At 71.4% G+C, this 13,225-nt stretch carries 10 protein-coding genes; 9 read left to right on the plus strand and 1 reads right to left on the minus strand.

The window, feature by feature from the left end; translation table 11 throughout:
• Positions 1 to 118: 118 nt before the first annotated feature.
• Positions 119 to 2,164: a LuxR C-terminal-related transcriptional regulator gene (locus tag ACFWNV_RS00150; RefSeq protein ID WP_383937973.1), complete on the plus strand. Its 2,046-nt coding sequence runs from the start codon at positions 119 to 121 to the stop codon at positions 2,162 to 2,164.
• A 78-nt stretch (positions 2,165 to 2,242) separates the two neighbouring features.
• On the opposite strand, the gene ACFWNV_RS00155 is transcribed toward ACFWNV_RS00150, so the two are convergent.
• On the minus strand, positions 2,243 to 3,343 hold the full coding sequence (locus ACFWNV_RS00155) for a 3-oxoacyl-ACP synthase III family protein (protein ID WP_383937975.1): 1,101 nt from the start codon (positions 3,341 to 3,343) through the stop codon (positions 2,243 to 2,245).
• Between the two features lie 394 nt (positions 3,344 to 3,737).
• Here ACFWNV_RS00155 and ACFWNV_RS00160 point away from each other — a divergent pair, with 394 nt between their 5' ends.
• The 8 genes from ACFWNV_RS00160 (at position 3,738) to ACFWNV_RS00195 (ending at position 13,139) form a co-directional block, all read left to right on the plus strand.
• Positions 3,738 to 4,826 carry a polyprenyl synthetase family protein gene (locus ACFWNV_RS00160; RefSeq protein ID WP_383937978.1) on the plus strand — a complete coding sequence of 363 codons (1,089 nt, stop codon included), beginning with the start codon at positions 3,738 to 3,740 and terminating at the stop codon, positions 4,824 to 4,826.
• A complete protein-coding gene (mvk, locus tag ACFWNV_RS00165) occupies positions 4,826 to 6,007 on the plus strand; it encodes a mevalonate kinase (protein WP_383937981.1) in 1,182 nt (393 codons plus the stop codon). The genes ACFWNV_RS00160 and mvk overlap by 1 nt, the downstream gene beginning before the upstream one ends.
• A complete protein-coding gene (gene mvaD / locus ACFWNV_RS00170; protein ID WP_383937984.1) occupies positions 6,004 to 7,047 on the plus strand; it encodes a diphosphomevalonate decarboxylase in 1,044 nt (347 codons plus the stop codon). The genes mvk and mvaD overlap by 4 nt, the downstream gene beginning before the upstream one ends.
• Before the next feature lie 23 nt (positions 7,048 to 7,070).
• A complete protein-coding gene (locus ACFWNV_RS00175) occupies positions 7,071 to 8,231 on the plus strand; it encodes a phosphomevalonate kinase (RefSeq protein WP_383937987.1) in 1,161 nt (386 codons plus the stop codon).
• Complete coding sequence (fni, locus tag ACFWNV_RS00180) at positions 8,228 to 9,343, plus strand: type 2 isopentenyl-diphosphate Delta-isomerase (protein WP_383937990.1); 1,116 nt, start codon at positions 8,228 to 8,230, stop codon at positions 9,341 to 9,343. Before ACFWNV_RS00175 ends, fni begins: the two co-directional genes overlap by 4 nt.
• Positions 9,340 to 10,401, plus strand: coding sequence for a hydroxymethylglutaryl-CoA reductase (locus ACFWNV_RS00185; protein ID WP_383937992.1), 1,062 nt, complete (start codon positions 9,340 to 9,342; stop codon positions 10,399 to 10,401). Before fni ends, ACFWNV_RS00185 begins: the two co-directional genes overlap by 4 nt.
• A 2-nt stretch (positions 10,402 to 10,403) precedes the next feature.
• Complete coding sequence (locus ACFWNV_RS00190; RefSeq protein WP_383937995.1) at positions 10,404 to 11,651, plus strand: hydroxymethylglutaryl-CoA synthase; 1,248 nt, start codon at positions 10,404 to 10,406, stop codon at positions 11,649 to 11,651.
• 150 nt (positions 11,652 to 11,801) lie between these two features.
• Entirely contained in the window at positions 11,802 to 13,139 is a 1,338-nt protein-coding gene (locus tag ACFWNV_RS00195; RefSeq protein WP_383937998.1) for a DUF4192 domain-containing protein, read from the plus strand.
• The last annotated feature ends 86 nt before the right edge of the window (positions 13,140 to 13,225 follow it).

The raw sequence follows: 13,225 nt of genomic DNA on the forward strand, positions 1-13,225 counted from the left end.
TGGCAATAGTTCTCCAAGTCAAGACCCGGCCGGGGTTCGTAAGATCCTCGGAGGAGGGTCGAGCCTTCTTTGCCGAAGTGGTAGCGCGGCGGACTATATACGGGGGTAAGCCGGGGTCATGGCAACGAAATTGCTCGTGGAGAACCGCAGTCCGAAGGCCGTGGTCGGCGGTGCGATCGTCGCGCAACGCCAGGCCCCGGACCGGGTGGGTGAAGACACCGCCGGAGAACAGATCCTGCGGGACATCCTCGGCGGCGAACCGGATCAAGGGCTGCTCGACTTCGCGGCGGACGCCGGCGGGAATTCCCGGCTGCTCGCCGAATGCGCTACCGGACTCGTGGAGGAAGGGCTCGTAAAGGAGCACGGCGGAACGGTCGGGCTGACGGAATACAGGGTACCGGGCCGTGTGGTGGCGTTCGTGAAACGGCTGCTCGGCGATCTCAGCACGGACTGTCAGCGGTTCCTCAAAGTGGCGGCAGTCCTGGGCAGGTCCTTCATGCTGGAGGACGTTTCCCGCATGCTCGACAAATCCGCGGCCAGCCTGCTCTCGTCCCTGGAAGAAGCCATTTCCTCTGGTTTCGTCATCGCGGCGGAACACCAACTCGTATTTCAGAGCGACTTCCTCCTGACCGGGGTCATCGAGTCGATCCCCGCTCCCGCTCGCGGCGCGTTGCAGCGCGAGGCGATGGGGCACTCCAGGAGGCACGCGGAACCGTACGACCGGCAGCTGTGGGCGGCCGGGCACCCGCTGTGGACGGCCGACCGTCCGGCCGATCCGGGGGCGGGGGCGGCGGGTGACTCCGGCGAGGTCTACTCGACGTCCCACGGCCTGATCATGGACGGAAGGGCGACGGCCGGAATCCGCGCGGCGGAGCGCGTCCTGTCCAGCTCCACGAGTTCGGCCACCGCCCGGCTCGACGCGGAAGCCTCCGTGATCCTGGGGTATTCCCTGCTGGGCATGGAGGAGGCGGAGAAGCGCTCCGCGAGGATCCTGCGGGAGCAGGCGGCCGGACCGGGCGACGTGGCCGGCCTGATGGCGCTGACGGCGCTCTCCAATGCCCGCTGGCGTGCGGGAGAGCTGGGCGAGGGGCTCAGCCTGGGCCGCGCCGCGGTGCGGTACGGCGAGGGCGCGGATCCCGTGTGGAGCCTGCACTTCCGGCTGGCACTGGCCGGGAAGCTCGCGAACCTGCGCGAGTTCGGCAAGGCCGAATCGCTGATCGACGACGCGGAAGCCGGCCTGCACGCACTGGGCACACGCGTCTGGGACGCCGCGCCCGCGGCGATGCGCGCCCGGCTGTTCCTCCAGGCGGGACGGGTCGCGGACGCCCGCCGGCAGGCGGAACTGGCGACCACCGCGGTCGACCGGGACGCGGCCTTGATGCTGCGGCCCCTTGCCTACTCGGTGCTCAGCACCATCTCCCTCTACAAGGGGGACCTGCCCGCGGCGACCGACTACCTGAAGCGGGTGCAGGGCGAGTTCGAGACGGATCAGGCGGTCCTCTACTCCCCGCAGTACGCCTGGACGGACGTGCGCATCGCGGTGAAGAGGGAGGGGCCGAGGGCGGCCGTCGAGCTGTTCTCCGACAAGTACGGCCATCTGCCGACACAGCGCAGCCTGTACATCGAGGACCCGGCGGCCGCCGCGTTCCTGGTGCGCCTCGCGCTGGACGTGGGGGACACCCAGCTCAAGGACAGCGTTCTCGACACGGTGGACGGCCTCGCGGGCGACAACCCCGGCATCTCCGTGCTCGGCCTCAGCGCCCTGCACGCGAACGCCCTGGTCAGCGGCGATCCGGCCGTGCTGTCGCGGATCATCGCGCAGTCGCCGGACCCGCTCTCGGTCGCGCTCGCGACGGAGGAGCTCGCCAAGATCTACGGTGCGAAGGCCGGTCCCTCGCAGGCGAAGCCCGAAGCGGGGGCGTCACCGCTCAACTCCACCTGCTGGTCCGGTCTCTCCGACACGGAGCGGCGCATCGCGTACCTGGTCAGCGCGGGGATGACGAACCAGCAGATCGCCAACCGGGTCCACCTGTCGGCGCACACGGTGAACTACCACCTCAGGAAGATCTACCGGAAGCTCAACATCAACACCCGCGTCGAGCTGGCGCGCGGAGCCGCGAGCTTCTCGAGCAAAGCCGCCATCTATTCGATCGAAGGCGCGTAGGACCCCGGATCAGGACCCGGATCAGGACCCGGATCAGGACCCGGATCAGGACCAAGACCAGAACCCGACCCCGGACCCTCATCCCGCCTGTACGGGGGCCGCGGCGCAGGCCGCCTCCCGGGCCGGACCCGCGTGCCGGGTGGGCAGCCAGCGGGTCAGCGCCGAGCCCACCGACATGCCGCCGCCGAAGCCCGTGAGCAGGACCACGTCTCCGTCGGCGAGGGATCCCTCGCGGTGGGCGAGGTCGAGGGTGATGGGTACGGAGGCCGCGCCGGTGTTGCCGTAGGACTCCAGGGCCAGGTGGAAGCCGGCCCCGGGCAGTCCGAGCGAGGGCCAGACCTCCCGGAGCATCACCGCGTTCGCCTGGTGGGCGACGACGTGGCGCACCTCGCGCGGGTCCAGCCCCGCCCCGGCCAGCAGGTCCGCGACGGCCCCGGGCAGGTTGTCCTGTACGAACTCGCGGACCCGACGGCCGTCCATCCGGAAGTACTGGAGTCCCTCCTCCAGCGTCCGGACGCTGGCCGGGGTCCGGCTGCCGCCGGCCGGCACGCTGATCAGCTCGTGCTGGTCGCCCCGGGTGAGCAGCGAACTGGCGAATATGCCGCGGTCGTTCGGGGCGGGGCCGAGGACCACGGCCCCGGCGCCGTCACCGAAGAGAATGGCGGTCCGGCGGTCGGAGTAGTCGAGGATTCGCGAGTAGATGTCCGCGCCGATCACCAGTCCGTAGCGTTCGCCGGGCTCGGTGCACAGCATCCGCTCGGCGACCGTCAGCGCGTACACGAAACCGCTGCACACCGCGTTCAGGTCGAAGGCCGCCGCGTTCACCGCCCCGATCCGGTGCTGGACGATGCTCGCCGTGGACGGCTGCGGGTGATCGGGCGTGGACGTGGCGACCACGATGTAGGCGAGCTCCTCGGCGCCGACGCCCGCCTGTTCGAGAGCCCGGACGGCAGCCGCCGCGGCGAGGTCGGAAGTGGCCTGGCCGGGATCGGCCCGGCGGCGGCTCCGAATGCCGGTCTTGCGGACGATCCATTCGTCCGTGACCCCGGCCCGTTCGGCGATCTCGTCGTTGGAGACCTCGGTCGGCGGGAGGTACGCGCCGGTACCGAGGATTCCGATGGATCGAATGGATCGAATGGATCGGATGGTGACTCCCGTGGTGAGGGGGGCGGTCCGCATGGCTGCCCGGCGTGGAGAGCACGTGTTCACGGCCCGTAATGCGAGCAGTCGGCTCATCGTGACACGAGTTGCTCCCGTATTTCCCTGACGCGGAATGTCTCACTCGGTCAGGTGGGATCCCATCCGTATGCGCACCGCTGCTGCTCGTCGGCACTACTCGGTTGAGTAGTGGGAAAGTTGACGCCCCGTGGCTACGATCGAAGCATGCCGATCACGTGGGTATTCGGAAAGGGTCGGCACCGCGAACCGGATTCGGGTGACGTGACCTCTTGAATTCATACACGTACGGGAATGGCTGCGGGGTTGGTCGCGAAATGGGTCGCGAAATAGGTCGCGAAATTGATGACGAGATTGATTATGAGAGCGACCGTCGCCTCGACCGGGAGATGAGAGCATGACCGTCAGTTATCTCGGGGCAGCCGTGGATACGACTGCCGTCGACGCCGTGATCAGTGAGTTCTTCGGCCAGCGCCGGGCCGAAGCCGACGCGCTCGGCCAGGACTTCGCGGCCGTGATCGCCGAGCTGGAGAACTACGTCCTGCACGGCGGCAAGCGCGTCCGGCCGGTCTTCGCCTGGCTGGGCTGGATCGGCGCCGGCGGCGACCAGGACGGTCCGGACGCCACGGCGGTGCTGACCGCCTGCGCGGGGCTCGAACTGCTCCACGCGTCGGCCCTGATACACGACGACATCATCGATGCGTCCGACACCCGCCGCGGCCGCCCCGCCGCGCACGTGGCCCTGGCCGCACGGCACCGGACCCGGCGCTTCTCCGGCGACCCCGAGGCCTTCGGTACCGGAACCGCCATCCTGATCGGGGACTTGGCCCAGACGTGGTCCGACGTCATGGTCCGCGCATCGGGGCTGTCGCCACAAGCACAGGCCCGCATCGGGCCGGTGTGGTCCGCGGTGCGCTCGGAGGTCCTGTACGGGCAGCTGCTCGACGTGATCAACCAGGCGGGCGACGACGAGAGCGTCGATGCGGCCCTGCGCGTCAACCAGTACAAGACGGCCTCCTACACGGTGGAGCGCCCGCTGCAGTTCGGTGCCGCGATCGCCGGTGCGGGCGCGGACCTCGTCGCCGCCTACGGGGCCTTCGGGGCGGACATCGGGATCGCGTTCCAGCTCCGGGACGACCTCCTGGGCGTGTTCGGCGACCCGGCGGTGACGGGAAAGCCCTCGGGCGACGACCTTCGGGAGGGCAAGCGGACGGTGCTGCTCGCGACGGCGCTCAAGCAGGCCGACGAAAGCGATCCGGAGGCGGCGAGGTTCCTCAGGGCGAAGACGGGCACCGAGCTCTCCGAGAACGAGATCGACGCCCTGCGGGACATTTTCGTAGACGTCGGCGCCGTGGAGCGGATCGAGCGCGAGATCGCCCACCGCACCGACCGGGCCATGGGCGTACTGGAATCCAGCAGCGCCACCACCGCGGCGAAGGACCAGCTCGCCACGATGGCGGTCAACGCCACGCAGCGGGCCCGCTGATGACGCTGACGAACGAGACGCTGGCGAACGAGGCGCTGGCGAACGAGCAGACCTTCGCGGGCCGTGCGGTCTCCGCGGAGGGTCCCGAGCTCGAAGAAGGGCGGATCGGACGGGGGCGCGCCCACGGGAAGGCCATCCTGCTCGGCGAGCACGCCGTCGTCTACGGCGCGCCGGCCCTGGCCATTCCGGTTCCGCAGCTGACGGTGACCGCGACGGCCAGGCGGTTGCGGTGTTCCGGCGAGGACGCGCGGTATTCCTCCGAGGACGCGCGTTGCTCCGGCGAGGGCGCGGACCGGATCTCCTTCGCGTTGGCGGGTCCGGGGCCCGGGGAGGTCACACCGCTCGCCGCGGACGGCCTGCGGTGCCTGCTCCCGGACTTCAAGGCGATCACGGGTGCCGGCGGCCACGTGTGCGTCGAGGTGATCATTGACTGCGCCATCCCGCAGGGCCGTGGTCTCGGCTCCAGCGCGGCCTGCGCCCGGGCGGCCGTACTGGCCCTGGCGGACCTCATCGGCCGCCGGCTCGACGCCCGCGAGGTGTTCGATCTCGTACAGGCTTCGGAGAACGTGGCGCACGGCAGGTCGAGCGGTATCGACGCCCTCGCCACCGGCGCGACGGCTCCCCTCCTCTTCCGCTCCGGCGCCGCACGGGAACTGCCCGTCCCCATGCCGGGGTACGCCCCCGCGCATTCCGCTTCGCATGAGAGCGAGGGGATCGGCCGCGACCCCGGTGAAGGCCTGCCCTACGTGTTCGACGGGCTGTTCGTCCTCGCGGACAGCGGGGTCAGCGGCAGCACCAAGGAAGCGGTCGAGCTCCTGTGGCGGAAGTTCGAGCGGAGCGCGCAGACGCAGGCGGACTTCGTCCTCGGCGCCTCGCGCCTGACCCGCGCCGCCGCACGCGACCTCGCGTACGGCCGCACCCGTGACTTCGGTGCGCGCATGACAGAAAACCACAAGCTGCTGCACGAGTTGGGGCTCAGCACGGACCGGATCGACGGGCTGGTCGACGCCGCTCTCGCGGCCGGCAGCCTCGGCGCCAAGATCAGCGGCGGCGGTCTGGGCGGCTGCGTGATCGCGCTCGCAGCAGAGCCGCGCCAGGCAGAGGCGACCGTGCGGAGCCTCCACGAAGCCGGCGCCGTCCGTACCTGGGTAGTCCCGATGGGAAGGTTCGCAACATCATGACGATCGACCACAATGTGGGACGGGCGCAGGAGAGGCTTTCCGGCCGCGGGACGACCGCCGTCGCCCATCCCAACATCGCGCTGATCAAGTACTGGGGCAAGCGCGACGAGGAACTCGTCATCCCGTACGTCGACAGCCTCTCGATGACCCTGGACGTCTTCCCGACGCACACCACCGTCCGGCTCGACCCCGGGGCGCGGACCGACAGCGTCCTCCTCGACGGAAGGCCCGCGGAGGGGGAGCCGCACCGCCGCGTCGTGGTCTTCCTGGATCTCGTACGGGAGTTGGCCGGGCGCACCGAACGGGCCGCCGTCGACACCCGCAACGCCGTCCCCACCGGGGCGGGACTGGCCTCGTCGGCGAGCGGGTTCGCCGCCCTGGCCGTCGCCGCCACCGCCGCCTACGGGCTGGACCTCGACCCCACCGCCCTCTCCCGCCTCGCCCGGCGCGGCTCCGCGTCGGCCTCCCGGTCGATATTCGGCGGCTTCGCCCTGTGCCACGCCGGTCAGGGCGTGGGCGAGGCGGCGGACCTCAGCTCCTACGCCGAGCCGGTGCCCCTCCCGGACTTCGACCCGGCCCTGGTCGTCGCCCTGGTCAACGCCGGCCCCAAGGCCGTGTCCAGCCGGGCGGCGATGCGGCGGACCGTCGAGACCTCGCCGCTCTACCAGGCCTGGGCGAGGTCGAGCAAGGGAGACCTGACCGACATGCGTGCGGCACTGCTCCGCGGAGACCTCGAAGCGGTCGGGGAGATCGCGGAGCGCAACGCCCTCGGCATGCACGCGACCATGCTGGCCGCACGGCCGGCGGTGCGCTACCTGTCCCCGGCCACGGTGGCCGTCCTCGACGGCGTCCTGCAACTCCGCAAGGACGGCGTGGCGGCCTACGCGACCATGGACGCGGGCCCGAACGTCAAGGTGCTCTGCCACCCCGAGGCCGCGCCCCGGGTCGCCGAAACACTGCTGGCCGCCGCCCCCGGATGCTCGGTGCTCACCGCCCGCCGCGGGCCCGGAGCCCGGCTGCGGACGGCGGACGAGCAGTGACCGGTACGAGAAGCGTGAGCGGCGTGACCGCTACGAGAACCGTGACCCGGCACGCGCCGGGCAAGCTGTTCATCGTCGGCGAGTACGCGGTGGTGCAGCCGGGCCACCCGGCGATCCTCGCAGCGGTCGACCGGCAGGTCGGCGTCACCGTATCGGCTGCTGACGGTGCATCGGCGGCCGACGGCGTATCGGCGGCCCGCGGCGCTGACATCGTGATCGATTCCGACCTCTGCCCCGGCGGGGCGCGCCTGCGCCGGGGCGACGGCGGGCTCACCGCACTCGGCGCCGACGACGCCCAACGGGTACGGGACGGCCTCACCCACGTGGTGTCGGCGATCGACGTGGTCGACGGGCTGCTGGCCGAGCGGGGGCTGTCCGCGACCCCCGTCCGCGTCTCGATCAGCAGCCGCCTGCACCACGAGGGAACCAAGCTCGGCCTGGGATCGAGCGGCGCGGTGACGGTCGCCTCGGTCTCCGCCGTAGCCGCGTACTACGGCCTGGAGCTGTCGGACGAGGAGCGGTTCCGGCTCGCGATGCTCGCGACGGCGCGGCTCGACGCCCGTTCCTCCGGCGGCGATCTCGCCGCGAGCGTCTGGGGCGGCTGGATCGAGTACCGCGCGCCCGACCGGGCCGCCGTGCTCGACCTCGCCCGGCGCAGGGGCATCGAGGAGTCGCTCCGCGCCCCGTGGCCGGGATTCGGGCTGCGCAAGCTGCCGCCGCCCCGCGGCTTGGCGGTCGAAGTGGGCTGGACCGGCCGGCCGGCCAGCACGGCCTCCCTGGTCGGGAGCCTCGGACGGCACGCATGGCAGGGCAGTGCCTCCCAACGGAGCTTCGTGGAACGCAGCGACACGTGCGTGCGCGCCTCGGCCGACGCGCTCGAACGCGGCGACGGCCCCGAGCTGCTCCGGCAGGTCCGGGGCGCCCGCCGGATGCTCGCCGAACTGGACGGGGAGGTCCGGCTCGGAATCTTCACCACCACGCTGACCGCGCTGTGCGATGCGGCCGAGGCCGCCGGCGGCGCGGGCAAGCCGTCGGGCGCCGGGGGCGGCGACTGCGGCATCGCGCTGCTGGACGCCACGGCGGAAGAGCAGATCTCGCACCTGCGCGAGGGATGGGCCGCCGCAGGGGTGCTCCCCGTGCCGATCCGTCTCCAGTCGACGCAGACGAAAGGGAGCGCAGCATGATCGCCGAGCGCAAGGACGACCACGTGCGGTTCGCCGCCGAGCAACAACGCCACCTGGGCGGATCCAACCAGTTCGACGAGGTGTCCTTCGTCCACCACGCCCTGGCCGGCATCGACCGGTCCGACGCGTCACTGGTCACACGGTTCGGCGGCATGGAATGGAAGGTGCCGCTGTACATCAACGCGATGACCGGCGGCAGCGTGCGGACGGGCGCCATCAACCGCGATCTGGCGATCGCCGCCCGTGAGACCGGAGTGCCCATCGCCACCGGCTCCATGAGCGCGTACTTCGCCGACGAGACCGTGGCCGACACCTTCGGCGTGCTGCGCAGCGAGAACCCGGACGGGTTCGTCATGGCGAACGTCAACGCCAACGCCTCCGTGGACAAGGCGCGACGGGCCGTGGACCTGTTGCGGGCGGACGCCCTGCAGATCCACCTCAACGTCATCCAGGAAACGGTCATGCCGGAGGGCGACCGCTCCTTCGCCTCCTGGGGACCGCAGATCGAGAAGATCGCGGACGCAGTCGGCCCCGACGTACCGGTGATCGTGAAGGAAGTCGGCTTCGGCCTGAGCCGCGAGACCATAGCGGCGCTGAGCGACATGGGCGTGCGCGTGGCCGATGTAGCCGGCCGCGGCGGCACGGACTTCGCGCGCATCGAGAACGACCGGCGCAAGCACGCGGACTACGCCTACCTCAACGGCTGGGGCCAGTCCGCCCCCGCCTGCCTGCTCGACTCCCAGCACGCCGCCCTCCCGCTGCTGGCGTCCGGCGGGGTCCGCAACCCGCTCGACGTGGTGCGCGGACTCGCGCTCGGCGCCGCCGCCGTGGGCGTGTCCGGAGGGTTCCTGCGGACCGTTCTCGACGGCGGCCCGTCCGCCCTGATCACGCAGATCACCACGTGGCTCGACCAGGTGGAAGCCCTGATGACCGCGCTCGGCGCGCGCACCCCCGCCGATCTGAGCCGGTGCGACGTACTCGTCCACGGCGACCTGCGGGCCTTCTGCGCCGACCGGGGGATCGACACCCACCGGCTGGCCACCCGCTCCCGGGCCTACTCCCGCTCCCGCTCCCACGACACCGCTCACGAAACGGTTGGAGACATCCGATGAACGACACGCACGCGGTCGCCGGCGTACCCATGAAATGGGTAGGACCCCTGAGGATTTCGGGGAACGTGGCGAACGTCGAGACAGAGGTCCCGCTCGCCACGTACGAGTCGCCCCTGTGGCCCTCCGTCAACCGTGGGGCGAAGATCTCCAGGCTGGTCGAGCAGGGCATCGTCGCCACCCTCATCGACGAGCGGATGACGCGCTCGGTGCTCGTCACGGCCAAGGACGCGCAGACCGCGTACCTGGCGGCGCTCGAAGTCGACGCCCGGTTCGACGAGCTGCGCGCCGTCGTCCGCACCTGCGGCCGCTTCGTCGAACTGCTCGGGTTCCGCCACGAGATCGTGGCCAACCTGCTCTTCCTGCGGTTCGAGTTCAGCACCGGCGACGCCTCCGGGCACAACATGGCGACGCTGGCCGCGGACGCGCTCCTGAAGCACATCCTTGGTGCCATTCCGGGGATCGAGTACGGCTCGATCTCCGCGAACTACTGCACCGACAAGAAGGCCACCGCCATCAACGGCATCCTCGGCCGCGGCAAGAACGTGGTCACCGAGCTGCTCGTACCGCGCGAGATCGTCCGCGACGTCCTGCACACCTCGGCCTCCGCGATAGCCGAGCTCAACGTGCGCAAGAACCTGATCGGCACCCTGCTCGCCGGCGGAATCCGCTCGGCCAACGCCCACTACGCGAACATGCTGCTCGGGTTCTACCTGGCGACGGGCCAGGACGCGGCCAACATCGTCGAAGGCTCCCAGGGCGTGACCGTGGCCGAGGACCGGGACGGCGACCTGTACTTCTCCTGCACCCTGCCGAACCTGATCGTCGGAACGGTCGGCAACGGAAAGGGACTCGACTTCGTCGAGGAGAACCTGGCGCGCCTGGGCTGCCGCGAGGAGCGCGAGCCCGGCGAGAACGCACGGCGGCTCGCGGTCATGATCGCGGCGACGGTGCTGTGCGGCGAGCTCTCCCTCATGGCCGCGCAGACCAACCCGGGCGAACTCATGCGGGCGCACGTCGCCCTGGAGCGCAACACCTCGGCCACGAAGATCGGACGGTAGACATGCCCAAGGACCTCGCGGTCGGAATCCACGACCTTTCCTTCGCCACCGGGCAGCTCGTCCTCACGCACGAGACGCTGGCCGCCCACAACGGCACCGAGCTGGGCAAATACCACGTGGGCATCGGCCAGCGGTCGATGAGCGTGCCCGCCGCCGACGAGGACATCGTGACGATGGGGGCCGCCGCTGCCGCCCCCATCCTCGCCCGGCACGGCGCCGACCGGATCCGCACGGTCATCTTCGCCACCGAGTCCTCCGTCGACCAGGCGAAGGCGGCCGGCATCCACGTGCACTCGCTGCTGTCGATGCCCTCCGCCACCCGCGTCGTCGAGCTCAAGCAGGCCTGTTACGGAGGAACCGCGGCCCTGCAGTTCGCCATCGGGCTCGTCCACCGCGACCCCTCGCAGCAGGTCCTCGTGATCGCGAGCGACGTCTCGAAGTACGAGCTGGACCAGCCGGGCGAGGCCACCCAGGGGGCCGCGGCGGTGGCCATGCTGATCAGCGCGGATCCCGCGCTGGTGCGCATCGAGGAACCCTCGGGGGTGTTCACCGCCGACATCATGGACTTCTGGCGGCCGAACTACCTCACCACCGCCCTGGTCGACGGCAAGGAGTCCGTCTCCGCGTACCTGCAGGCGATGGACGGTGCGTGGAAGGACTACACCGAGCAAGGGGGCCGTGCGTTCGAGGAGTTCGCGGCGTTCTGCTACCACCAGCCGTTCACGAAGATGGCCTACAAGGCGCACCGGGCCCTCCTAGAGAGCTGCGGGCGGGAAGTCGACGAGGCCGAGGTCGTCCGGGCCATCGGACGGACGACGGCCTACAACGAGGACATCGGCAACAGCTACACCGCGTCCGTGTACCTCGGGCTGGCCGCGCTGCTCGACGGCTCCGACGACTCCGACGGCTCCGACGGCTCCGACGGCTCCGACGGCTCCGACGGCTCCGACGGCTCCGACGACTCCGACGATCTGACCGGCCGGGCCATCGGCCTGCTCAGCTACGGGTCCGGCAGCGTCGCCGAGTTCTTCGCCGCGGTCCCCGTCCCGGGCTACCGGTCGCAGCTGCGGTCCGAGCAACACCGCGAGGCGATCTCCGGACGCCGCGAGATCGGCTACGCCGACTACCGGGAACGCCACGAGCAGGCCTTCCCGGTCGACGGCGGCGACCATCCCGCGCCACGGGAAACCACCGGGCCGTACCGGCTGGCCGGGCTGTTCGGACACAAGCGGGTCTACGAGCCGCGCTAGGGCGCATCGTGGGTCATGTGCCGTCGGCGCCACGCCCTGTGGCGCCGACGGCGTGTTGTTGCTGTCGCCGACCGGCTGTTGGCGTCGGCATGCTGTCGCGGGTTATCCACAGGGGTTTCCGGATCCGGTCGGACACGGGACCTTCGGGACATGACGAACAACACGAACAACAACCACGAAGCGGCGCACAGCCCGTCCGACCCCTCGTCCGCCTCGTCCGCCTCGGCCGTCTCGTCCACCGGTCTGTCCGGCGGCGTCGACGCGTCCCGGATCACCCTGCGCAGTCCGGCCGAACTGGCCGACGCACTGCCCTACATGCTCGGCTTCCACCCGAGCGACTCCCTCGTCATGGTCGCCGTCCACGGGGAGGCCGGCCGCTTCGGCGGACGGCTCCGGGTGGGCATTCCCGCGGCTCCCGAGGAATGGGAGGACACCGCCCGGCAGGTCGCCGACTGCCTGATCCGCGGCAGCACGCGGCGCGGAGCCAGGCCCGACGGCATCATCGTCTTCCTCTGCCGGGACCCGCAGCGCGGCGAGAGCGCGCAGCGGGTGATGACCGGGCTGCGCCCGCTCGCCCAGCGGATTCGGCTGGCCTGCGGGGCCCTGGACGTGCCCGTACTGGAGGCCCTGTGCCTCTCCGCCGGGCGGTACTGGTCCTACTGCTGCCCGGACGAGCGGTGCTGCCCCGCCGAGGGCACGGCGCTGGCCGCGCCGGGCACTTCGGTGATGGCCGCCGCGGCCACCTTCGCGGGGCTCCAGGTCCGCGGCTCCCTACGCGAGATCGAGCGCAGGCTGACCCCGCTGCGCGGGAGGGCGGCCGGGGAGATGGAGGGGGCTCTGGACCGGGCGGCCGTCGCGCTGGTCCCCAAGATCCTCGACGGGGCCACCCGGGAGGAGGTGGGCGCCGAGACCGTCCTGCTCGCCCGCGCGCTGATCCAGCGCATGACCCTGGCAACGCCCACCGAAGGCGGCTCCGGAGCCGACGCCTGGGACGACGGGCTGCTGGGTGACGACGAGGCCGCCTCGTTGATCCTCGGGCTCCAGGACCGCGAGATCCGCGACATCGCCGCCGAGTGGATGGAGGGCGAGGAAGCGGCCCCCGCCCTGCGGCTCTGGCGGGCCCTCGCCCGGCGCTGCGTCGGGGCCTACGGGGAACACGCGGCGGCCCCCCTCACCCTGGCGGGCTGGGTCTCCTGGTCCACCGGGGACGAGCCGACGGCCAGGATCGCCCTGGGGCTGGCCCTGCGGGCCGATGACGGGTACCGCTTCGCGCAGCTGCTCCACCACGCGTGCAACGAGGGGATCGACCCCGAGGGGCTGCGGGAGTGCCTGCGGGAGGAGCGCCGGCGCCGGGAGCCGCGCCGGGGACGTCTGCCCGCAGGAGCCCGCCGGGCGACGTCCGTCACCAGGCCGCCGGGCAGGCCGGGCCGCCCGGGCAGGACGAGCGGCCGCCGCGAGTCCGGCAGCACCACGGGGAGCGAGCAGTGACGCGCGGATGGGGCGGGGACGGCACGGCCAGGGGGCACGGCGGGGGTGCGGGCCGGGTGGCGAGCCGGGTCGCGGGCCGGGCTGTG

Source organism: Streptomyces sp. NPDC058401 (assembly GCF_042722885.1).
Lineage (GTDB): Bacteria > Actinomycetota > Actinomycetes > Streptomycetales > Streptomycetaceae > Streptomyces.